The organism is Pseudomonas bubulae (genome assembly GCF_037023725.1).
Lineage (GTDB): Bacteria > Pseudomonadota > Gammaproteobacteria > Pseudomonadales > Pseudomonadaceae > Aquipseudomonas > Aquipseudomonas bubulae.
Genome location: NZ_CP146077.1, coordinates 1,640,818 through 1,662,013, shown reverse-complemented (window position 1 = coordinate 1,662,013; position 21,196 = coordinate 1,640,818). Strand labels below are relative to the sequence as shown.

Annotated in this window: 18 protein-coding genes; 2 read left to right on the top strand and 16 right to left on the bottom strand. The window is 59.7% G+C overall.

Going from position 1 to position 21,196, the window contains the following annotated elements; all coding sequences use genetic code 11:
* Positions 1 to 67 precede the first annotated feature (67 nt).
* Together V6L81_RS07730 and V6L81_RS07725 are read left to right on the top strand one after the other, a co-directional pair.
* Entirely contained in the window at positions 68 to 1,561 is a 1,494-nt protein-coding gene (locus tag V6L81_RS07730; protein WP_150629212.1) for a GGDEF domain-containing protein, read from the top strand.
* Between the two features lie 35 nt (positions 1,562 to 1,596).
* Positions 1,597 to 3,141, top strand: coding sequence for a diguanylate cyclase (locus V6L81_RS07725; protein WP_306419315.1), 1,545 nt, complete (start codon positions 1,597 to 1,599; stop codon positions 3,139 to 3,141).
* A gap of 50 nt (positions 3,142 to 3,191) precedes the next feature.
* Here V6L81_RS07725 and lpxC read toward each other — a convergent pair whose 3' ends face one another.
* The 16 genes from lpxC to mraZ form a co-directional block, all read right to left on the bottom strand.
* Complete coding sequence (lpxC, locus tag V6L81_RS07720; protein WP_019823785.1) at positions 3,192 to 4,103, bottom strand: UDP-3-O-acyl-N-acetylglucosamine deacetylase; 912 nt, start codon at positions 4,101 to 4,103, stop codon at positions 3,192 to 3,194.
* Positions 4,104 to 4,215: 112 nt separating this feature from the next.
* The gene (gene ftsZ / locus V6L81_RS07715; protein WP_095001531.1) at positions 4,216 to 5,430 is read right to left on the bottom strand and encodes a cell division protein FtsZ; all 1,215 of its coding nucleotides are present in this window, start codon (positions 5,428 to 5,430) and stop codon (positions 4,216 to 4,218) included.
* Positions 5,431 to 5,503: 73 nt separating this feature from the next.
* Entirely contained in the window at positions 5,504 to 6,763 is a 1,260-nt protein-coding gene (gene ftsA, locus V6L81_RS07710; RefSeq protein ID WP_016779533.1) for a cell division protein FtsA, read from the bottom strand.
* 15 nt (positions 6,764 to 6,778) lie between these two features.
* Positions 6,779 to 7,645: a cell division protein FtsQ/DivIB gene (locus V6L81_RS07705; protein WP_095001532.1), complete on the bottom strand. Its 867-nt coding sequence runs from the start codon at positions 7,643 to 7,645 to the stop codon at positions 6,779 to 6,781.
* A 4-nt stretch (positions 7,646 to 7,649) separates the two neighbouring features.
* The gene (locus V6L81_RS07700; protein WP_088379010.1) at positions 7,650 to 8,606 is read right to left on the bottom strand and encodes a D-alanine--D-alanine ligase; all 957 of its coding nucleotides are present in this window, start codon (positions 8,604 to 8,606) and stop codon (positions 7,650 to 7,652) included.
* Positions 8,603 to 10,063 carry a UDP-N-acetylmuramate--L-alanine ligase gene (murC, locus tag V6L81_RS07695; protein ID WP_095001533.1) on the bottom strand — a complete coding sequence of 487 codons (1,461 nt, stop codon included), beginning with the start codon at positions 10,061 to 10,063 and terminating at the stop codon, positions 8,603 to 8,605. The genes V6L81_RS07700 and murC overlap by 4 nt, the downstream gene beginning before the upstream one ends.
* Entirely contained in the window at positions 10,056 to 11,126 is a 1,071-nt protein-coding gene (gene murG / locus V6L81_RS07690) for an undecaprenyldiphospho-muramoylpentapeptide beta-N-acetylglucosaminyltransferase (protein WP_095001534.1), read from the bottom strand. Before murG ends, murC begins: the two co-directional genes overlap by 8 nt.
* Positions 11,116 to 12,330, bottom strand: a complete 1,215-nt coding sequence (ftsW, locus tag V6L81_RS07685) for a putative lipid II flippase FtsW (protein WP_095001535.1) — start codon at positions 12,328 to 12,330, stop codon at positions 11,116 to 11,118. Before ftsW ends, murG begins: the two co-directional genes overlap by 11 nt.
* Positions 12,327 to 13,673 (bottom strand): UDP-N-acetylmuramoyl-L-alanine--D-glutamate ligase, encoded by a 1,347-nt coding sequence (murD, locus tag V6L81_RS07680; RefSeq protein WP_095001536.1) that lies wholly within the window; start codon positions 13,671 to 13,673, stop codon positions 12,327 to 12,329. The genes ftsW and murD overlap by 4 nt, the downstream gene beginning before the upstream one ends.
* A 5-nt stretch (positions 13,674 to 13,678) precedes the next feature.
* Positions 13,679 to 14,761: a phospho-N-acetylmuramoyl-pentapeptide-transferase gene (gene mraY / locus V6L81_RS07675; protein WP_095001537.1), complete on the bottom strand. Its 1,083-nt coding sequence runs from the start codon at positions 14,759 to 14,761 to the stop codon at positions 13,679 to 13,681.
* The gene (gene murF, locus V6L81_RS07670; RefSeq protein ID WP_296300832.1) at positions 14,761 to 16,128 is read right to left on the bottom strand and encodes a UDP-N-acetylmuramoyl-tripeptide--D-alanyl-D-alanine ligase; all 1,368 of its coding nucleotides are present in this window, start codon (positions 16,126 to 16,128) and stop codon (positions 14,761 to 14,763) included. Before murF ends, mraY begins: the two co-directional genes overlap by 1 nt.
* Positions 16,121 to 17,584, bottom strand: coding sequence for a UDP-N-acetylmuramoyl-L-alanyl-D-glutamate--2,6-diaminopimelate ligase (locus tag V6L81_RS07665; protein WP_095018296.1), 1,464 nt, complete (start codon positions 17,582 to 17,584; stop codon positions 16,121 to 16,123). The genes murF and V6L81_RS07665 overlap by 8 nt, the downstream gene beginning before the upstream one ends.
* The gene (locus V6L81_RS07660; RefSeq protein WP_095018295.1) at positions 17,584 to 19,332 is read right to left on the bottom strand and encodes a penicillin-binding protein 2; all 1,749 of its coding nucleotides are present in this window, start codon (positions 19,330 to 19,332) and stop codon (positions 17,584 to 17,586) included. Before V6L81_RS07660 ends, V6L81_RS07665 begins: the two co-directional genes overlap by 1 nt.
* The gene (gene ftsL, locus V6L81_RS07655) at positions 19,329 to 19,622 is read right to left on the bottom strand and encodes a cell division protein FtsL (protein ID WP_019823808.1); all 294 of its coding nucleotides are present in this window, start codon (positions 19,620 to 19,622) and stop codon (positions 19,329 to 19,331) included. The genes V6L81_RS07660 and ftsL overlap by 4 nt, the downstream gene beginning before the upstream one ends.
* Positions 19,619 to 20,566 carry a 16S rRNA (cytosine(1402)-N(4))-methyltransferase RsmH gene (rsmH, locus tag V6L81_RS07650; RefSeq protein ID WP_165446504.1) on the bottom strand — a complete coding sequence of 316 codons (948 nt, stop codon included), beginning with the start codon at positions 20,564 to 20,566 and terminating at the stop codon, positions 19,619 to 19,621. The genes ftsL and rsmH overlap by 4 nt, the downstream gene beginning before the upstream one ends.
* Positions 20,563 to 21,018, bottom strand: coding sequence for a division/cell wall cluster transcriptional repressor MraZ (gene mraZ / locus V6L81_RS07645; RefSeq protein ID WP_095001541.1), 456 nt, complete (start codon positions 21,016 to 21,018; stop codon positions 20,563 to 20,565). The genes rsmH and mraZ overlap by 4 nt, the downstream gene beginning before the upstream one ends.
* Between the last annotated feature and the right edge of the window lie 178 nt (positions 21,019 to 21,196).

The following is a 21,196-nucleotide window of genomic DNA, read 5'->3' as shown; positions in this document are numbered from 1 at the left end:
GCGTAAAGCTGGCCTTTTCATATGATTGCGTTCATTTTATGGGGCCGAACCCAGGGCGACAATGAGCATGGCCATCAAGCATATCTTGCGCAGTAACGTGCTGACCCTACGCCTGCTGATCGGCGCCACAAGCGTTTCAATCATTGCCATTCTGAGCATCGTCAGCTTCCTGCTGGTACGCGAACACCGCACCGCAGAACTGGCCGCCATCCGCACTTCCCTCAATATCGTGCAGTTGGTCGGGCGTGACGTTCAAAACACGGTAAATCTCTACGACTCAGCGCTCAACGCACTGATCGACGTATCTAAACGCAGCGACCTGAACAGTGTCTCCCTGCCGCTGAAACATATGCTGTTGTTCGATAAAGCCGAACAGACCCCGGCCAATGGCGGCTTTTACCTGCTCAATGCCCAAGGCGACCTGGTCGCCGACTCACGCACTGAAGTCAGCCCCAAAGAAAACTTCAGCCACTGGCCAAGCTTTGTGGAACACCGTGACTCCAACAGCCCCAACCTGTTTATCTCCCACCCTTTTGACTCAGCTGAAAACGATGGCATTTGCTGCATCAGCTTCAGCCGGCGGATTTCCGGGCCTGACGGCAGGTTTCTCGGCGTCGCGGTGGCGCAGATGAAGCTGGATTATTTCAAGACCCTGTTCCAGAGGCTCGACCTGGAACCCCATGGGTTTATCCGTCTGATCAGTACCGATGGCACGCCACTGACCCAGCATCCGGAACCGGCATCCGCCGACGCGCACACCAACCTGAGCAACAACCCCGTGTTTGTCCGCTTTCTGCAAGAACACAGAGGCAGTTTTATCGCCCTCTCCAGCATTGATGGCGATGAGCGGCTGTACAATTTTTCCGAGGTCGGTGACCTGCCGTTGATTGTGGTGGTCTCACTGGCCACTGAGGATGTGTTCAGCGCCTGGAGGCGCAACGCCATTTTGGTCGGTATCGGTACGCTATTGTTGTGTAGCGCCCTGCTTACGCTCACCTGGCTGCTGGGTCGTGAATTGCATTTGCGTCAACGCGCCGAGCGCCAGCTCGAAGCGCTGGCAACCACCGACCCGCTGACCGGGCTGGCCAACCGCCGCAAGCTGGACCAGACCCTGGAACAGGAATGGCGGCGGGCGCAGCGCTCAGGCAAGCCGCTGTCGCTGATCATGTTTGACATTGACCATTTCAAGAATTTCAACGACACCTATGGCCATCAGGACGGTGACGAGGCCTTGAAACGTGTGGCACGGACTATCCAGCAGTGCATGCACCGTTCCACCGATCTGGCGGCCCGTTATGGTGGCGAAGAGTTTGCAGTGGTGCTGAGCGATACCGATGCCAGTGGCGCGTACAACCTGGCACAGAGCATCCGCCAGGCCGTCGAACAACTGGAACCGTTAACGCCCTCCCATCGCCGGCTCACCACCAGCATGGGGGTCAGTACCCGCCAGGTTAAACCGGGCGACCAGCTAGCAGGCTTGATCAACAGCGCCGATCAGGCCCTGTATCAGGCCAAGAAGGCCGGGCGCAATTGCGTAATCAGTGCAGCAGAGTTGTCCTGAGTGAGTGCCAGCCTTGAATGAAAGGCCCGCTGTACATGGTTTTTTCTTCAGAGGGTCAAGCCATTAAATATCATCTGCGCACACCGGTTATCACCCGCCGCATGCTGGTCTGGGCCAGCGCCTTGTCGGTGGTTGCGATTGTGAACATCGTCGGCTACCTGCTGGTCAGGGAATACCGCAATACCGAAGATGATGCGGCTCGCTCTGCCTTGAATATCGTGCAGCTGATCAGCCGTGATATCCGCAATACCATTTCCATCTATGACTCGGCGCTCAACAGCCTGGTCAGCCTGGTGCAAAGCCAGGCGCTGGCCTCGCTTTCGCCGCAGACGCAACAACCCCTGCTTTTCGACAGAGCGGCCGAGGCGCCGTCCAATGCCGGTTTTTTTGTGCTGGATGCCGACGGCAAGGTGATTGCCGGCTCACGCCCGGTCGAGCCCCTGCTCAACAACGCTCGCCAACAGTCCTGGTTCAAGGTTCATCTCAAGGGGCAAAATGAAGGCATCTTTATCAGCCGCCCCTTGCCTGCCAGCGATGCCCCCAATGACTGGAGCCTGGTACTCAGCCGCAGGATCACTACCCCGGACGGCAGGTTTGGCGGCGTCGCCGTGGCCCTGATGAAGATGAGCTACTTCCAGAACCTGTTTCGCGGCCTGGACCTGGGCCCGACGGGCAATATCAGCCTGGTCAGCAGCGAAGGCATCATGCTGATCCAGTACCCGGCCACCACCATGTTCTATACCGGCCAGGACCTGGGGCACACGCCGATCTTCCTGCGTTTTCTGACCGAGCGCCACGGCAGCTTTACCGCCGTGTCCGGTATTTATCACCTGCAGCGCCTCTACAACTTCGCCCAGGTCAGCGAGTTACCCTTGCTGGTGGTGGTGGCTTTGTCCACCGAGCATATATTCAGCAACTGGCGACACACGGCCCTGTTGATCGGCAGCGCAACCCTGCTGCTGTGCCTGGGCCTGCTGTGGCTGACCTGGCTGCTGGTACGCGAATTGCGCCTGCGCCAGCGCGCCGAAGGCGAACTCGCCGCCCTGGCCGCCACCGACCCGCTGACCGGACTGGCCAACCGGCGCATGCTGGACAAGACCCTGGATCTGGAATGGCGCCGCGCACAACGTACAGGCGCGCCGCTGTCACTGATCATGATTGATATCGACCACTTCAAGCCCTTCAACGATGCTTATGGTCATCAGGCAGGGGATGAGGCCCTGCGCCAGGTCGCCCGGGTCATCAAGGCCAATGTGCGACGCCCCGCCGACCTGGTGGCCCGCTACGGCGGTGAAGAGTTCGCGGTGGTGCTGACCGAAACCGACGCGGCAGGCACGCGCCTGCTGGCAGAAAAAATTCGCGCCGCGGTTGAGCAAATGGAGCCGGTCGACCCCACCACCAAAAAACTCACTGTGAGCCTGGGCGCCTGCACCCGCTACGCCAAACCCGGCGACGACCGGGAAGAACTGCTCAGCACTGCCGACAAAGCGCTTTATCAGGCCAAAAAACGCGGGCGCAATCGGGTGATGGATATCAATGAAACCGGCCTGAATGCGCTGAAACCTAAAAACGAAACATAAAAAAAGGCCACCCGAGGGTGGCCTTCAAAAACTAGAGAAAGAAGTTTTACTTAAACTGCCGCAACCGGACGCATATACGAAATCGGTGCAGTGCTGGCATCTTCAAAGGTCACGACTTCCCACGCATCGGTCTGTTCAAGCAGCTTGCGAATCAGCTGGTTGTTCAGTGCATGGCCAGACTTGAAGCCCTTGAATTCACCAATCAGGCTATTGCCCAACAGGTAAAGGTCGCCAATTGCATCGAGGATCTTGTGCTTCACGAATTCGTCTTCATAGCGAAGGCCGTCTTCGTTCAGTACACCATCCGCGTCGACCACGATGGCGTTTTCCACGCTACCGCCGAGTGCGAGGTTGTGCTTGCGCAGGTACTCGATATCACTCATGAAACCAAAGGTACGCGCGCGGCTGACTTCTTTTACAAACGAAGTGCTGGAAAAATCCACGGTTGCACTTTGGGTGCGGTTACGGAAAACCGGGTGATCGAAATCGATCTCGAAGCTCACCTTGAAGCCTTCGAAAGGGACGAAAGTGGCGCGCTTGTCGCCATCTTCCACTGTCACTTCACGCAGGATGCGGATGAACTTCTTCGGCGCGTCCTGTTCTTCCAGGCCGGCAGATTGAATCAAGAACACGAAAGGTCCGGCGCTACCGTCCATAATCGGGACTTCAGACGCGGAGAGTTCGACGTAGGCGTTATCGATCCCCAGGCCAGCCATGGCCGAGAGCAGGTGCTCTACCGTGTCTACTTTTACATCGCCGTTGACCAGCGTGGTCGACATCGTCGTCTCGCCGACGTTTTCCGCGCGCGCAGGGATCTGCACAACAGGGTCAAGGTCTGCACGACAAAACACGATGCCGGTGTCCACAGGCGCAGGCTTGAGGGTCAGGTAGACCTTCTCACCGGAGTGCAGGCCGACACCTGTGGCACGGATAATATTTTTCAGGGTGCGTTGTTTAATCATGGCATTGGCCGCTTCAGCGCAAATTGCGAACTGGTATCAACAAAGGCTGGCGATAATAGCAGACCGAGCCTTTGCTGAACACCAATCACCTTAATACCCCTGATTGATTTCATTAATCAGCCTGGCGACGCAGGAAAGCCGGGATGTCCAGGTAATCCAGATCATCTTGCGGATTGAGCTTGGCAGCAGTCGTCGCGCCTTGCTGGGCCTGGTTGCGCATCACGGTCGGGCGATCCAGATCACGGTAGTTGACCACCGGTTGTTCCTGACGCTCGGTACGGGTTTCCTGACGAACAGGGGCGCTGTGTGCTGCCGAAGCTGCGTACGAAGCCTGCAGGGTGTTGTCGACAACCTTGACCGGCTTCTCGATTTTTGCACCCAGACCGGTAGCAACCACGGTGACATGCAGCTCGTCACGCATGTCCGGATCGATAACAGTACCGACCTTGACCATTGCGTGTTCCGAAGCGAAGGCTTCGATGATGCTGCCCACGTCGGAGTACTCACCCAGGGACAGGTCAGGGCCGGCGGTGATGTTTACCAGGATGCCGCGAGCGCCTTCCAGGTTCACGTCTTCGAGCAACGGGTTGCGAATGGCCGCTTCGGTGGCCTCACGTGCACGGTTCGGACCGCTGGCGCAGCCAGTGCCCATCATCGCCATGCCCATTTCGCTCATCACGGTGCGTACGTCGGCAAAGTCGACGTTGATCATGCCCGGACGCTTGATGATGTCGGAGATACCGCGAACGGCACCGGCCAGTACGTCATCGGCCTTGGCGAACGCAGACAGTAGGCTTGCGTCTTTACCCAGGATGGTGAGCAGTTTTTCGTTCGGAATCGTAATCAACGAATCGACGCTTTCGGACAGCAGACGAATACCTTCGTCGGCGATCTGCATGCGCTTGCGACCTTCGAACGGGAACGGACGGGTCACCACCGCAACGGTGAGGATGCCCATTTCCTTGGCCACTTCGGCAATGATCGGCGCAGCACCGGTACCGGTACCACCGCCCATGCCCGTGGTGATGAACACCATGTTGGTGCCCTGCAACACTTCAGCGATACGCTCGCGGTCTTCCAGGGCAGCCTGACGACCGACCTCAGGGTTCGCGCCGGCACCCAGACCCTTGGTCACGCCAGTGCCCAGTTGCAGGATGGTACGCGCACCAATGCTTTTGAGCGCTTGTGCGTCTGTGTTGGCGCAGATGAATTCCACGCCTTCGATGTTGCTCTTAACCATGTGGTTAACAGCATTGCCACCGCCACCACCAACACCGATAACTTTGATTACCGGGCTTTGCGGGATGTTGTCTACGAGTTCGAACATGGTCCCTCTCCTTTCATTTCTCTAGTTTTTTTCGCCTACTTCTACCGCTTTGAATCTGTTTACAGCTCAAGCTTTAAAAGTTGCCCTGTACCCAGCGCTTGAGGCGCTCAAGCACAGGGGCTTTTTGTTCGTCACTGCTGTAGTTGTCGCGGTTGCTGATACCCGATATCGAAATACCGTCTGACTGCTTTTGCAGCCCGTACAACAACAAGCCCACAGCGGTGGAATAAATCGGATTGCGCACAACGTCGGTGAGGCCCTTGAAACTGTGCGGCACACCCAGACGGACCGGCATGTGGAAGATCTCTTCGGCCAGTTCGACCGCGCCTTCCATCTTTGAAGTACCACCGGTCAACACGATGCCCGCCGGAATCAGGTCTTCGTAACCGCTGCGACGCAGCTCGGCCTGAATCAGGGTGAACAGCTCGTCGTAACGCGGCTCGACCACTTCGGCCAGGGCCTGACGGGACAGTTCACGGGGTGGGCGATCGCCCACGCTTGGCACCTTGATGGTTTCGCCGGCACCGGCCAGTTTGGCCAGTGCACAGGCGTAACGAATCTTGATTTCTTCGGCATATTGCGTTGGTGTACGCAGCGCCATGGCGATGTCGTTGGTCACCTGGTCACCGGCAATCGGGATCACTGCCGTATGGCGAATCGCACCTTCGGTGAAGATCGCGATGTCGGTGGTGCCGCCGCCGATATCCACCAGGCAAACGCCCAGTTCCTTTTCATCATCGGTCAGTACCGAGTAAGCCGATGCCAACTGCTCAAGGATGATGTCGTCCACCTCAAGGCCACAGCGGCGTACACACTTCTCGATGTTTTGCGCGGCATTCACGGCGCAGGTCACGACGTGAACCTTGGCTTCAAGACGTACGCCCGACATGCCCAGTGGCTCACGTACGCCTTCCTGGTTATCGATCACATAGTCCTGCGCCAGGGTGTGCAGCACACGCTGGTCAGCCGGGATCGCGACAGCCTGGGCGGCGTCGAGGACGCGCTCAAGGTCGGCGGTGCTGACTTCACGATCACGAATCGCCACGATGCCGTGGGAATTCAGGCTGCGGATGTGATTGCCGGCCACGCCGACAAATGCCGAGTGAATCCGGCAACCGGCCATCAGCTGCGCTTCTTCGATGGCGCGCTGGATCGATTGCACGGTGGACTCGATGTTCACCACCACGCCTTTCTTCAGGCCACGGGACGGGTGCGTGCCAATACCGACGATTTCGATCGTGCCGTCTTCACCGACCTCGCCTACCAGCGCAACCACCTTGGAGGTGCCGATATCGAGGCCGACGATCATTTTGCCGCTTTGCACATTTGCCATGGGTCCTGCCTCTTCTTAATTCTTCGCGACAGCGGGTTGGGCTATCGTGGGTGCCACAGGTTCCCGCCAGCCGACGGCCAATCCGTTGGCATAACGCAAATCGATGCGCGCTATGTTTGTAATCTGTTCTTTCAGCGTTTTTTCATAGATGGCTATGAAACGACGCATTTTTTCTACCAGATGATCGCGCCCCAACAACAGCTCGATCCCGGGCCCTGCACTACCGGCTCCAGTGGTCAGGAACCAGCTACCGCGCTCACGCAACTCCAGCCGGGCTATGGAAAAGCCCATCGGACGCAGCATCTGGCTCAACACCTGATACTGCTGCATCACCTGCTGCTGAGCCCGTTGTGGACCAAACAGCTGCGGCAAATGTTCGTAATTGGCCAGCTCACGCGGGGTGAACGCCTGGCCCTGGTTGTTCAACAGTGCCTCATCCCCCCAACGCGCAACCGGCAGTTGCTCTTCAAGGCGAATCACCACCTGGTCGGGCCACACGCGACGGACTTCGGCGTGGGCGATCCAGGGCATCTGCTCGAGCTCGGTGCGCATGCCTTCCAGGTCTACCGTAAAGAAGCTCGCTGCCACATAAGGGGCAATGCGCTGCTGCACGGCTTGCTGGCTGATATAGGTCAAATCGCCCTGCACGTTGATATTGGTGATCGGGCGGTCGGCATAGGGCATCAGGCGCTGCGCACCTTCATAGGTGCCATAACCCAACGCCACCAGCAGCACCGGCCAGAACAACGCTTTCAAAAAGCCGAAATTGGCTTTTGGCAAACGCACCGACATCGGCTCTTTCGCCACCATCCGGCTGGCGCCACGCGGCACCGGCTTGCGGCCGGGAGCGGGTGGTTGATGACGAAGCGATGCACCTTGCATGGACTTAACCCCGCGCCTCTAAACTTGCCGCCAGAATCGACAGCACCAGCTGTTGGAAATCCAGACCCGCCGCCTTGGCCGCCATCGGCACCAGGCTGTGATCGGTCATGCCCGGCGCGGTGTTGACTTCCAGCAGCCAGAACTGGCCTGCGGTGTCCTGCATCACGTCCAGACGGCCCCAACCGGCAATGCCGATCGCCTCGCAGGCTTTCGCCGTGAGGTCCATGAGCTCCTGTTCCTTGGCACTGTCGAGGCCGCACGGGATCCGATACTGGGTATCGTTGGCCACGTACTTGGCGTCGTAGTCGTAAAAGCTGTGGGGCGTACCCAGGGCAATCGGTGGCAACACCTGGTCACGCAGGGTGGCGATGGTGAACTCGGGACCTGTGATCCACTGCTCAACCAACACTTGCGAGTCGTACTTGCTGGCATCGGCCCACGCGACGATCAACTCGTCCACGTTACTCACTTTGGCCATACCGATACTTGAACCTTCATGAGCCGGTTTGACGATCAAAGGGAAGCTCAGTTCCTTGGCCGCAGAAATACAATCGGCTTCGCTGCTCAATACTGCGTGACGTGGCGTTGGAATACCCAGGCTGTGCCACACCTGTTTGGTGCGCAGCTTGTCCATGGCCAGGGCCGACGCGAGGATGCCGCTGCCGGTGTAAGGAATGCCCAGGCACTCCAGCAGGCCTTGCATGCTGCCGTCTTCACCGCCACGACCATGAAGGATGATGAACGCGCGGTCGATTTTTTCGCTGGTGATACGGGTGATGAAGTCATCGCCCACATCGATACCGAAGGCATCCACACCGGCGCTTTGCAGCGCGCCCAGCACGGCATTGCCCGACTTCAACGAGACTTCACGCTCAGCGCTTTTGCCGCCGAACAACACGGCCACACGGCCGAAATCGGCTGGGGCAATGGTCGAGAACAGATTGGCATAGGCAGCAGTCATTTCAACTTTCCTTCACTGGTAGCGGCAACAGCGCCGGCGAACAGCGGGCTCTTGATAAGTTGCGGTGCCAGACGGCCGATATCGCCCGCCCCTTGGCACAACAGAATGTCGCCAGCGCGCAGCAGCGGCTTGACGATCGGCGCCAGCTCGACGCCGCGCTCGATGTAGATCGGGTCCAGCTGGCCGCGCTGACGGATGCTGTGGCACAGCTGGCGGCTGTCAGCCCCGGGAATCGGCTCTTCGCCAGCCGGGTAGACCTCCATCAACAGCAATACGTTGGCATCGGCCAGGACCTGGACGAAATCGTCGTACAGGTCACGGGTGCGGCTGAAACGGTGCGGCTGGTACACCATCACCAGGCGACGTTCCGGCCAGCCACCACGTACGGCCTTGATCACCGCGGCGACTTCGGTCGGGTGGTGACCGTAGTCATCGACCAGCATCACGCTGCCGCCATCAACTGGCAGCTCGCCATAAACCTGGAAGCGTCGCCCCACCCCTTCAAAGCCCGACAGGCCCTGAACGATGGCTTCATCGCTGATGCCTTCATCAGAGGCTATGCAGATGGTGGCCAGGGCATTGAGCACGTTGTGGTTGCCCGGCATGTTCACCGACACATCCAGCGGCTCGCGGTCAGGGCGCAACACGGTGAAGAAGGTTTGCATGCCCTGCTGGCGCACATTGATCGCGCGTACATCAGCGTTTTCGCTGAAGCCATAGGTCACGGTCGGACGCTTGACCAGCGGCAGGATTTCACGCACCACCGGATCGTCCAGGCACAGCACGGCCAAGCCGTAGAACGGCAGGTTGTGCAGGAACTCGACGAAGGTCTTCTTCAGCTTGTTGAAGTCGCCTTCGTAGGTCGCCATATGGTCGGCGTCAATATTGGTGACCACCGCCACCAACGGCTGCAGATGCAGGAAGCTGGCATCGCTTTCATCAGCTTCGGCAATCAGGTAACGGCTGGTACCCAGTTGTGCATTGGTACCGGCTGCATTCAGGCGGCCACCGATCACGAACGTCGGGTCCAGGCCACCGGCCGCGAACACCGAGGCCAGCAAGCTGGTGGTAGTGGTTTTGCCGTGGGTACCGGCAACAGCGATACCGTGGCGATAGCGCATCAGCTCGGCCAGCATCTCGGCACGAGGCACCACCGGAATGCGGCGCTCAAGTGCGCTCGCAACCTCGGGGTTGGAGGTATTCACGGCACTCGATACCACCAGCACATCGGCGTTGGCAGCGTTCTCGGCGCGGTGGCCGATATAAATGTGTGCGCCGAAGGACTCGAGCCGCTCGGTCACAGGCGAAGCGTTCAGGTCCGAGCCCGACACTTCATAGCCCAGGTTCAGCAACACTTCGGCGATACCGCACATTCCCACACCGCCGATACCGACGAAGTGGATGCGACGGATACGGCGCATTTCCGGTTGTGGCATAGCTTTTTGATTCTCAACCATTGGCCACCTCCAGGCAGATATCTACAACGTTGCGGGTCGCATCGGGTTTGGCCAGGCGGCGGGCATTGGCCGCCATGCTGTTGAGTCGTTCCGGTTGCATCAAAACCTCTGTCAGGCGTGCAGCCAGTTCGGCTGCGCCAGTTGTCGCTTGCGGCATCAGGAAGGCTGCGCCCTCGCGTGCCAAAAAGTCGGCGTTACGGCTCTGATGGTCATCGATCGCGTGGGGCAATGGCACCAGCAGCGAAGGCAGACCGGCCGCAGCCAGTTCACTGACGGTCAGCGCGCCTGCGCGACAAACCACCAGGTCGGCCCAGCCATAGGCATGGGCCATATCCTTGATAAAAGGCTGTACGTCAGCCTCGACGCCGACCGCGGCATAACGCTCGGCGGTAATCCGGTCATGCTGCTTGCCGGCCTGGTGAAACACTTCAGGGCGAACGTCAGCCGGGACCTTGGCCAGCGCTTCAGGCAACAACTTGTTCAACGGCTCGGCGCCGAGGCTGCCGCCCAGTACCAGCAAGCGCGCCTTGCGCCCTTCGAGCGCAGCCCGAGGCGCCAGGGTAAACAGCTCGGGGCGTACCGGATTACCGGTGCTACGCAGCGTCTGCGAGGCTGCAAAGGTGCCGGGAAAGGCTTCGCACACCCGACTGGTCATCGGCACCAGCAGGCGGTTGGCCGTACCGGCTACCGCGTTCTGCTCATGAATGATCACCGGTACACCGCAGGTTTTCGCCGCCAGGCCGCCAGGCCCGGTCACGTAACCGCCAAAACCCAGCACACACACCGGCTTGAGTTGACGAATGATCCTGCGCGCCTGAAACAGCGCCTTGAGCAGTACAAAAGGGGCCTTGAGCAACGACAGCTTGCTCTTGCCACGCAGGCCCGCCACGTTAATCAGGTGCAGTTTGAAACCGGCAGGCTCGACCAGTTCATTCTCGATGCCACGGGGCGTACCGAGCCAGTGCACGGTGTAGCCGCGGGCTTCGAATTCGCGGGCGCAAGCCAGCGCCGGGAACACGTGGCCACCGGTGCCGCCCGCCATGATCAGCACGTTAGCGCCCATGGGTCGGCTCCTCTGCAAAGTCGCTTTCTTTGAAATCGGTCTCTTCACTGCCCAGGTGGGTTCGACTCTCCCACTCGATGCGCAGCAACAGTCCCATGCACACGCAGCAAATCACCAGCGAGCTGCCGCCATAACTGAGGAACGGCAGGGTCAGGCCCTTGGTTGGCAGCAAGCCGACGTTTACCCCGATATTGATCAGGAACTGGCCGATCCACAGGAACGACAAGCCATAGGCCATATAAGCCGAGAAATACTGCTTGGCGCGCTCGGCCCACATGCCAATGTACATGCCGCGCACACACACAAATACGAACAGGGCCACGGTCAGCAGCGAGCCGACAACACCCAGCTCTTCTGCCAGTACCGAAAACACGAAGTCGGTATGTGCTTCAGGCAGGTAGAACTGCTTCTGCACACTGTTGCCCAGACCGACACCAAACCACTCGCCGCGACCGAAGGCGATCAGGGCCTGGGTCAACTGGTAGCCGGAGCCGAACTGGTCGGACCACGGGTCGGTAAAGGTAATCAAACGCGCCATGCGGTAAGGCTGTGCCTGTACCAGCACGAACACCGCGCCGACAGCCAGCGCCACCATCAGAGCGAAACGGAACAGGCCGACACCACCGAGAAACAGCATGGCAGCAGCGGCGCCCATCATCACAACCGTGGCTCCGAAGTCGGGCTCCATCAGCAGCAGGCCGGCCATTGGCAGCAGCACGATAAATGGCTTGAAAAAGCCCATCCAGCTATCCCGCACTTCCTTCTGCTGACGCACCAGGTAGCCCGCCAGGTAGATCACCACAAAGACCTTGGCGATCTCCGAAGGCTGCACGTTGAAGAAGCTGAAACCGATCCAGCGCATCGAGCCGTTTACCTCACGGCCAATGCCCGGGATCAGTACGGCCACCAGCAAACCGAATGCACCGATCAGCAACATGAAGCCCATGCGTTGCCAGGTCGCGATCGGCACCATCATGGTCATGATGCATGCGCCCAGGCCGAGCACGATGTAAAACAGGTGGCGGATCATGTGGTACAGGGTGTTGCCCGACTGCAACGCCGCCACTTCGGACGAAGCCGAAGTGATCATCACCAGCCCCAGACCGAGCAAGGCCAGGCAACCGGCGAGCAACGGGAAGTCGAGGTCAATGCCACGGCCCGTAATCAGCGGTGAAGGATAAGGTTTGAGGATGCCGAACATCATGCCAGCACCTCCACGGCGCGAGCGAACAACTGGCCGCGCTCTTCGTAGTTTTTGAACATGTCGAAACTGGCGCAGGCTGGCGACAGCAAGACTGCATCACCCGATTGCGCCAGTGAGCGGCTCAGTGCGATGGCTTCGTCCAGCGAACCGGCACGCACTTGCGGCACGGCATCGCCAAGGGCGTCGGCTATCAGCCCCGCATCACGACCTATCAACACTGCCGCGCGGCAGTGCTTGGCAACCGAATCACGCAAGCCGCTGAAATCCGCGCCCTTGCCGTCGCCACCGGCGATAAGGATCAGCTTGCCATCCATGTCCATCCCCAGCCCTTCGATAGCAGCCAGTGCCGCGCCGACGTTGGTGGCCTTGGAGTCGTTGTAGTAGCTCACGCCATCCAGCTCGCGCACCCACTGACAGCGATGCTCAAGACCGGTGAAATTGCGCAGGCTGGCGAGCATGGCGTCGAACGGCAGACCAACCGCGTGACCCAGCGCCAGGGCAGCCAGGGCATTGGCCTGATTATGTGCGCCACGCACTTTCAGCTCGCGCACGGGCATGAGGTTCTGGAATTCGAAAGCGAGGTATTTTTCGCCGTTTTCTTCACGCAGGCCGAAGGCCTTGAAGTCCGGCGCGCTGAGGCCGAAAGTCCAGCACGGCTGACCTTCGCTCATCAGCGGGCGGGTCAGGGCATCCTGACGATTGACCACCACCTGCCGGGCGCCACGGAAGATCCGGTGCTTGGCCAGGTGGTACGCAGGCAGGCCGCTGTAGCGGTCCATATGGTCTTCGCTGACATTGAGCACTGTGGCCACTTCAGCACCCAGCTGGTTGGTGGTCTCCAGCTGGAAGCTCGACAGCTCCATCACGTACAGCTCGATATCATCGCTGAGCAGGTCCAGTGCCGGCGTGCCAAGGTTGCCACCCACCGCAACGCGCTTGCCGGCTGCCGCAGCCATTTCACCGACCAGGGTGGTCACGGTGCTTTTGGCGTTGGAACCACTGATTGCCACGATAGGCGCTTTCGCGTTACGCGCGAACAGGTCGATGTCGCCCGACAGTTTCACGCCGCGGGCAGCAGCAGCTTGCAGCGCCGGAGTCGCCAGGGCCAGGCCGGGGCTCACGTAAAGCTCGTCGGCGCGGCACAGGAATTCGACATCCAGCTCGCCACAACGCACTTCCACTTGCGGGTAGTCACGGCGCAGCGTGGCAAGCTCCGGCGGGTTTTCCCGCGTATCTGCCACGGCAAACGACACGCCCCGTTGCGCCAGGAAGCGCACCAGGGACATGCCGCTCTTGCCGAGGCCGACAACGATGCGGAAGTGGTCAGAAGCGATCAGAGACACAGGTTCTACCTCAGCTTCAGTGTGGCAAGGCCGACCAGTACGAGAATCACGGTAATGATCCAGAAGCGGACGATCACACGTGGCTCAGGCCAGCCTTTGAGTTCAAAGTGGTGATGAATCGGCGCCATACGGAACACCCGCTTGCCGGTCAACTTGAAGGACGCTACCTGGATCACCACGGACAGGGTTTCCATCACGAACACACCGCCCATGATGAACAACACGATTTCCTGGCGCACGATCACGGCGATAGTGCCCAGAGCTGCGCCCAGCGCCAGTGCGCCAACATCACCCATAAAGACTTGTGCCGGGTAGGTGTTGAACCACAGGAACCCGAGACCGGCGCCAATCAATGCGCCGCAGAACACAATCAACTCACCCGCGCCCGGTACATAAGGGATCAGCAGGTAGTCGGCAAATTTCACGTTGCCCGACAGGTAGCAGAAGATACCCAGCGCACCGCCGACCATCACGGTGGGCATGATCGCCAGGCCATCGAGGCCGTCAGTCAGGTTGACCGCATTGCTCGAACCCACGATCACAAAGTAGGTGAGAACAACAAAGCCAATGCCCAGCGGAATGCTGGCGTCCTTGAGGATGGGCAGGATCAGCGTGGTTTCTACCGCGCTTGGCGCTGTCACGTACAAGAAGATCGCCGCGCCCAGACCGAACACCGACTGCCAGAAATACTTCCAGCGGCTTGGCAAGCCACGGGAGTTTTTTTCGATTACCTTGCGGTAGTCATCCACCCAGCCGATGGCGCCGAACAACAGGGTCACGATCAGCACGACCCACACATAACGGTTGCTCAGGTCAGCCCACAACAGGGTGCTGATGGCGATGGCTGACAGGATCAACGCACCGCCCATGGTCGGAGTGCCCGATTTGGACAGGTGCGATTGTGGGCCGTCATTACGTACCGACTGGCCGATCTGACGGTTTTGCAGGGTGCGGATCATCCACGGCCCCAGACACAGCGACAAGGTCAACGCGGTCAGCACCCCGAGGATCCCGCGCAGGGACAGGTACTGGAAGACCGCGAAGCCTTTATGGAACTGTTGCAGATACTCCGCTAGCAGCAGCAGCATTAATGTTTCTCCCCGCTGGAACCGCACAAAGCCGCAACGACGTTTTCCATCGCAGCGCTGCGCGAGCCCTTGATCAAAATAGTGGTGTTTGTTTCGTGCTCAGCGCGAAGCGCCTTGATCAGGTCAGCCTGATTGGCGAAGTGACGAGCCTGGTGTCCAAAAGCAGTGACGGCATGAGCCATCATGGGTCCCACCGCATAGAGCGCTGAAACTTTGTCGGCGGCATAAGCGCCTACTTCACGATGTCCTTGCTCCGCCCACTCACCCAGTTCGCCAATATCTCCGAGCACCAGGACGGTGCGGCCGGAAAAGGCGGCGAGTATATCAACGGCAGCGCACATTGAGGTGGGGTTTGCGTTGTAAGTGTCATCAATAATTCGCAGGCCCGCGGCGGTCAATTGCGCGACAGCGCGACCTTTTACCGGCAACACGGCTTCAAGGCCGGTTTTAATACCAAACAGCGACACGCCGAGGGCGTGAGCAGCTGCCGCAGCGGCCAGTGCGTTGGCCACGTTGTGGGTGCCCAACAGGTTAAGTTGGACCTGCTCGCTACCCAGCGGGCTGTGCAAGGTGAAGCCCGGGCAACCGCGAGCGTCACGGCTCAGATCGCTGGCATAAAAATCGGCTTGAGGGTTGTTCAAGGCAAAACTCAGCACCTTGCGCCCCGCTGCCCGGTTCTTCCAGATGGCGAATGCCTTGTCATCCAGATTCAGGACAGCGATTCCGTCAGCCTTCAGCCCTTCGATGATTTCGCCCTTAGCTTCGACGATTTTATCCGGGCCACCGAACTCGCCCACGTGGGCAGTACCGGCATTGTTGAGCACGGCGACATGGGGCTGGGTCATGGCCACGGTGTAGGCAATTTCGCCGAGGCGTGAAGCGCCCAGCTCAATAACCGCAGCCGTGTGCTCAGCTGTCAGTTCCAGCAGCGTCAGCGGCACGCCCAGATCGTTGTTCAGGTTGCCCTTGGTCGCCAGCACCGGGCCACGGGTGCGCAGAATGCAGGCGAGCATTTCTTTGACCGTGGTCTTGCCGCTTGAGCCGGTAATCGCCGCCACCGGTTTATCGTAGCCGGCACGGTTGAGCGCACCCAGGCGACCCAAAGCTTCGCGGGTGTCCTTGACCACCAGTTGCGGCAGCGCCGACTCCGGCACTTCGCGCTCAACCAGCGCGGCAACAGCGCCCTTGGCAGCCACTTCATTGAGGTAGTCGTGGCCATCGAAACGCGGGCCGGTCAGCGCAATAAACAGCTGACCCTTGCTGATCGCCCGGCTGTCGATGCTGACCCCGCTGAAACGGCAGTCGACATCTACCACACGCCCCTGCAGGGCAGCAGCCACTTCACTGAGCAACAGAGGCTTAAGCATGGGCAGCCTCCCAAGTGTTCAAGGCTTTTTCGGCTTCGACCAGATCAGAGAAGTCATGGCGTTCGCCGTTGATTTCCTGATAGTCCTCATGACCTTTACCCGCCAGCACGATTACGTCAGCGGCGCTGGCACCGGCGATCAACTGCGCAATGGCATCACCGCGACCGGCGACAAAAGTGACGTCCTGCGGCGCGACAAAACCCTCACGAATATCATCAAAAATTTGCCCCGGTGCTTCGGTGCGCGGGTTGTCGTCAGTCACCAGAACACCGTCAGCCAAACGTTCAACCACTTGCGCCATCAACGGGCGCTTGCCGCGGTCACGGTCGCCGCCGCAGCCGAACAGGCACAGCAGTTGGCCCTTGGCATGCGGGCGCAGGGCTAGCAGTACTTTTTCCAGTGCATCCGGGGTGTGGGCGTAGTCGACCACCACCAGCGGCTTGTTGCCGCCACCCAAACGCTGCATGCGACCGACCGGGCCTTCCAGCTTGGGCAGCACTTTGAGAATTTCGTCCAGCGGGTAGTCCAGCCCAAGCAAGGCGCCAACGGCAGCCAGTACGTTGCTCAGGTTGAAGCGTCCCAGCAGCGAGCTGCGCAACAGATGCTCGCCTTGTGCCGTCACTACGGTGGCCCGCACACCGTCATCATCAAAGATGGCATCACGGCAGTACAGGGTGGCCCCTGTGTCCTCAAGGCTATAGCTGATCAGGCGCGACTCATGCTTTTCAGCGGCCAGTTGGCGGCCAAATTCATCGTCCAGGTTCAGCACCCGGCAGCGCAGGTCCGGCCAGGCAAACAACTTGGCCTTGGCGGCGGCGTAAGCCTCCATCGTGCCGTGGTAATCCAGATGGTCGCGGGACAGGTTGGTCAGCACGGCGACGTCAAATGCCAACGCACTGACGCGACCCTGATCCAGGCCATGGGAAGAAACCTCCATCGCTACCGCTTTGGCCCCGGCCTTTTTCAGGTCGGCGAGCATGGCCTGTACGGCAATCGGGTCTGGCGTGGTGTGACGGCCACTTTGCAGCGCGCCATAAAAACCGGTGCCCAAGGTGCCGACGATGCCGCAGTGCTGACCCAGCAGGTCAAGCGCCTGGGCCACCAGCTGAGTGACGCTGGTTTTGCCGTTGGTGCCAGTGACACCTACCAGATTCAGATGCCGGCTGGGCTCACCATAAAAACGCCCGGCGATATCCGACAGCTGGGCCGCAAGGCCCTTGACCGGAATCAGCGGCACGGCAGAGATAGGCAGCACATCAGCGCCGTCCACTTCATAGGCCACGGCAGCAGCGCCGCGCTTAAGGGCGTCAGCGATATGTTCACGACCATCGAGCTTGCCGCCAGGCACCGCAAGGAACAGATCACCTGCGCGTACATTGCGGCTGTCGAGGGTCAGTTCACGGATCAGCAGATCGTGACCGGCGTGAGGAAAAATCTTGTTCAGGCTCAGGGACATTAGCCACGCCCTCCTTTGGCTGCTGCAGCGGCTGCCGCTGCTTGTTGCTCCGCTGCCGTTGGCAGGTTATCCGGGATCACGTTCATCAGACGCAGCGTGCCGGACATGACTTTGCTGAATACCGGTGCCGAAACCAGACCACCGAAGTAGCCCGCCTTGCTCGGCTCATCGATCACCACGACGATCGCGTACCGCGGGTCGCTCATGGGACCAAAGCCGGCAAACAGGGAACGGTAGGAGTTCACTGCGTAGCCTTTTACCCCACCACCCGTGGTTTTACGCGCCGTACCCGACTTGCCGCCGACGTGATACGCCGGAACCTTGGCACGCCATACACCACGCGGGTTTTCGATTACTTCCTGGAGCATGCCCTGCAGCGTCTTGGCGACTTGCTCCGGCATGACCTGAGCGGCCTGAACAGGTTTGTCCTTGTCTGTCTTGAGCAGGGTCAGCGGAGCGAGCTTGCCGTTGTTGGCCAGGGCCGAGAAGGCATGCACCAGCTGGATCGCGGTCACGGACACGCCGTAGCCGTAAGACAGGGTCGCGGTTTCCGCCTTGCGCCATTCACGGTAGTTGGGCAGGTTGCCCACACGCTCGCCCGGGAAGCCCAGACCGGTGTCCTGGCCCAGGCCCATCTTGGCCATCTGGCGGAAGATCGCTTCACCGCCGATATCGAAGGCCACCTTGCTCATCCCCACGTTACTGGAGTTGATCAGGATGCCGGTCAGGTCGAGTACCGGACCTTCAGTGCGCGATACGTCACGAATGGTGTATTTGCCCAGCTGCAAGGTGCCCGGGTACACCTCAACCTTGTCGGTGGGTTTCCAGCGCCCGGTTTCCAGGGCGGCACTCATGGAGATCGGTTTGACCGTCGATCCCGGCTCGAACACGTCGATCATGGCGCGGTTACGCATCATCGCCGGTTGCAGGTTGCGACGGTTATTCGGGTTGTAGGTGGGTTGGTTGACCATGGCCAGAATCTCGCCGGTCTTCACATCCATGATCACCAGGCTGCCAGCCTTGGCGCCGTTCTCGACCAGCGCATTGCGCAGTTCGCGGTTGGCCAGGTATTGCAGGCGCAGGTCAATCGACAACGCCAAGGTCTTGCCGGCCTTGGCGTTTTTGGTCACTTGCACGTCTTTGATCAGACGCCCGCGCCGGTCCTTGATCACTTGCCGCTTGCCCGGCACCCCGGCCAGCCATTCGTCATAGGCCAGTTCGACGCCTTCGCGTCCTTTATCGTCGATATCGGTAAAGCCGACCATATGCGCCGTCACCTCACCCGCAGGGTAGAAACGACGGAACTCTTCAATGCCATAAACACCCGGCACCTTGAGGTCGAGCACCACCTGGCCCTGCTCGGGAGTCAGGCCCCGCACCAGATAGATAAATTCTTTGTTGGCTTGCTGTTCCAGGCGTGCGGTCAGCACCTTGGGGTCTTGCCCAAGCGCGTGTGCCAGGGCTGGCCAACGGTCTTTGGCAACCTGCATTTCCTTGGCATTGGCCCACAGGGTGGTCACCGGCGTGCTCACGGCCAAAGGCTCGCCATTGCGGTCGGTAATCAGGCCACGGTGTGCAGGGATAGGGATATGCCGCAAGCTGCGAGCATCGCCCTGGCCCTTGAGGAAGTCATGGTCGATAACTTGCAGATAAACGATCTGGCACGCGATTGCACCTACCAGCAGTGCCAGCAATGCCAGCACCACACGAAAACGCCACGGATAGAGCGCGCCTTCGAGTTTGATCATGGCGCCACCATTCGAACTTCTGCTGCGCCAGGAATGCGCATCTTCAGTTGTTCGCTGGCCAGGGTTTCGATGCGGCTATGGGCAGTCCAGGTGCTCTGCTCGAGAATCAGGCGGCCCCATTCGGCCTGCGCCTTGTCCCGTACGCTCAGCTCCCCGTACAGGGTGTTGAGCAACTGGCGGTTCCAGTGGGCGCTATACGAAACGCCCACAGCCGAAACCAGCACGCCAATAAACAACAGCAGCATGAAAAAACTTCCGCCGGGAAGTGGTTTGGCGAAGAGCTTGTTCAACGAAGCTTCTCCGCGACGCGCATGACAGCGCTGCGCGAGCGCGGATTGGCTTTGAGTTCGGCATCGGACGCGGTCTGTGCCTTACCATGAATCTTGATCTTCGGTTCGAAGGCAACGTGCTGCACGGGCAAGCCGCGCGGCAGGTTGTCGGGCTCGCCCTTGACCAGTTTGCGCATAAACAGTTTGACGATGCGGTCTTCCAGCGAGTGGAAGCTGATAACGACCAGGCGGCCGCCGATAGCCAGGGACTCAAGGGCAGCTTCAAGGCCAGCCTCAAGGTCACCCAGTTCGTTGTTCACATGAATGCGCAGGCCCTGGAAAGTGCGGGTCGCCGGGTGCTTGCCCTTCTCCCAGGCCGGGTTGGCCACTTTCAGCACTTCGGCCAGGTCGCCTGTACGCTCGAACGGCTTGATATCGCGACGTTCGACAACCGCACGGGCCATGCGACCGGAAAACCGCTCTTCGCCGTATTCCTTGAATACGCGGGCGATTTCCTCCTGGGAGGCAGTGTTGACGAACTCGGCCGCGCTGATACCGCGATCAGGGTCCATACGCATGTCCAGCGGGCCGTCATTCATAAAGCTGAAGCCGCGCTCCGGGTCGTCAAGCTGTGGCGAAGAGACACCCAGATCAAGCAACACGCCGTCGACCTTGCCAGCCAGACCGCGCTCGGCAATTTCGGATCCCATTTCCGCAAAACTGCGCTGCACAATGACAAAGCGGCCGTCTTCGGCCGCCAGCGCTTGCCCGGTGGCAATCGCTTGTGGATCTTTATCGAACCCGAGCAGACGCCCCTCAGGGCCCAGCTTCTGGAGTATCAGGCGGCTATGTCCGCCGCGACCGAAGGTGCCATCCAGATAGCATCCATCAGGGCGTACGGCGAGAGCCTCTACGGCTTCGTCGAGCAGTACGGTGATGTGGTTGAAGCCGCTATCTATAGTCACAGAATTAAATCACGCAGTTCGTCAGGCATCGCGCCCGGTTGTTGAATGGCTGCAAGGTCAGCGGCAGAAACCGCCTCCCAAGCATCCTCGTCCCACAGTTGAAACTTGTTCAGCTGGCCCACCAGCATTGCGCGCTTGTCCAGTCGGGCATATTCACGCAAGCGGGGCGGTACCAGAAAACGACCACTGCCATCGAGCTCAAGGTCGACGGCGTTACCAATCAACAGACGTTGCAAGCGGCGGTTTTCTTCACGCAGCGAAGGCAACGCCCGAAGCTTGGTTTCAATCAACTCCCACTCATCGAGGGGGTACACACACAAGCAGGGATCAACGGCATCAATGGTCACGATCAGTTGCCCGGAACTGCGCAAATTCAACTCGTCACGGTACCGGCTCGGCATTGCGAGACGGCCCTTGGCATCGAGACTGATTGCGTTGGCTCCGCGAAACACTGGCCGCATCTCCAAATATTAGCGTTTTACGTCTAAAAAACCCACTTCACGCCACTTTTCACCACTTATGCACACTATAGGAATGCGCCCACACCACCGTCAAGGAGCGGCCTACAGGAAAACCCTTACATAACGGAGATTTAGGAGGGGAAATAGACGTGGAGCAGTAAGCGGAGAG

What these genes read in the sequence shown, in the direction of transcription:
- V6L81_RS07730 (WP_150629212.1), top strand. Translation starts at nt 68, where the DNA reads ATGGCCATCAAGCATATCTTGCGCAGTAACGTGCTGACCCTACGCCTG.
- V6L81_RS07725 (WP_306419315.1), top strand. Translation starts at nt 1,597, where the DNA reads ATGGTTTTTTCTTCAGAGGGTCAAGCCATTAAATATCATCTGCGCACA.
- lpxC (WP_019823785.1), bottom strand. Translation starts at nt 4,103, where the DNA reads ATGATTAAACAACGCACCCTGAAAAATATTATCCGTGCCACAGGTGTC.
- ftsZ (WP_095001531.1), bottom strand. Translation starts at nt 5,430, where the DNA reads ATGTTCGAACTCGTAGACAACATCCCGCAAAGCCCGGTAATCAAAGTT.
- ftsA (WP_016779533.1), bottom strand. Translation starts at nt 6,763, where the DNA reads ATGGCAAATGTGCAAAGCGGCAAAATGATCGTCGGCCTCGATATCGGC.
- V6L81_RS07705 (WP_095001532.1), bottom strand. Translation starts at nt 7,645, where the DNA reads ATGCAAGGTGCATCGCTTCGTCATCAACCACCCGCTCCCGGCCGCAAG.
- V6L81_RS07700 (WP_088379010.1), bottom strand. Translation starts at nt 8,606, where the DNA reads ATGACTGCTGCCTATGCCAATCTGTTCTCGACCATTGCCCCAGCCGAT.
- murC (WP_095001533.1), bottom strand. Translation starts at nt 10,063, where the DNA reads ATGGTTGAGAATCAAAAAGCTATGCCACAACCGGAAATGCGCCGTATC.
- murG (WP_095001534.1), bottom strand. Translation starts at nt 11,126, where the DNA reads ATGGGCGCTAACGTGCTGATCATGGCGGGCGGCACCGGTGGCCACGTG.
- ftsW (WP_095001535.1), bottom strand. Translation starts at nt 12,330, where the DNA reads ATGATGTTCGGCATCCTCAAACCTTATCCTTCACCGCTGATTACGGGC.
- mraY (WP_095001537.1), bottom strand. Translation starts at nt 14,761, where the DNA reads ATGCTGCTGCTGCTAGCGGAGTATCTGCAACAGTTCCATAAAGGCTTC.
- murF (WP_296300832.1), bottom strand. Translation starts at nt 16,128, where the DNA reads ATGCTTAAGCCTCTGTTGCTCAGTGAAGTGGCTGCTGCCCTGCAGGGG.
- V6L81_RS07665 (WP_095018296.1), bottom strand. Translation starts at nt 17,584, where the DNA reads ATGTCCCTGAGCCTGAACAAGATTTTTCCTCACGCCGGTCACGATCTG.
- V6L81_RS07660 (WP_095018295.1), bottom strand. Translation starts at nt 19,332, where the DNA reads ATGATCAAACTCGAAGGCGCGCTCTATCCGTGGCGTTTTCGTGTGGTG.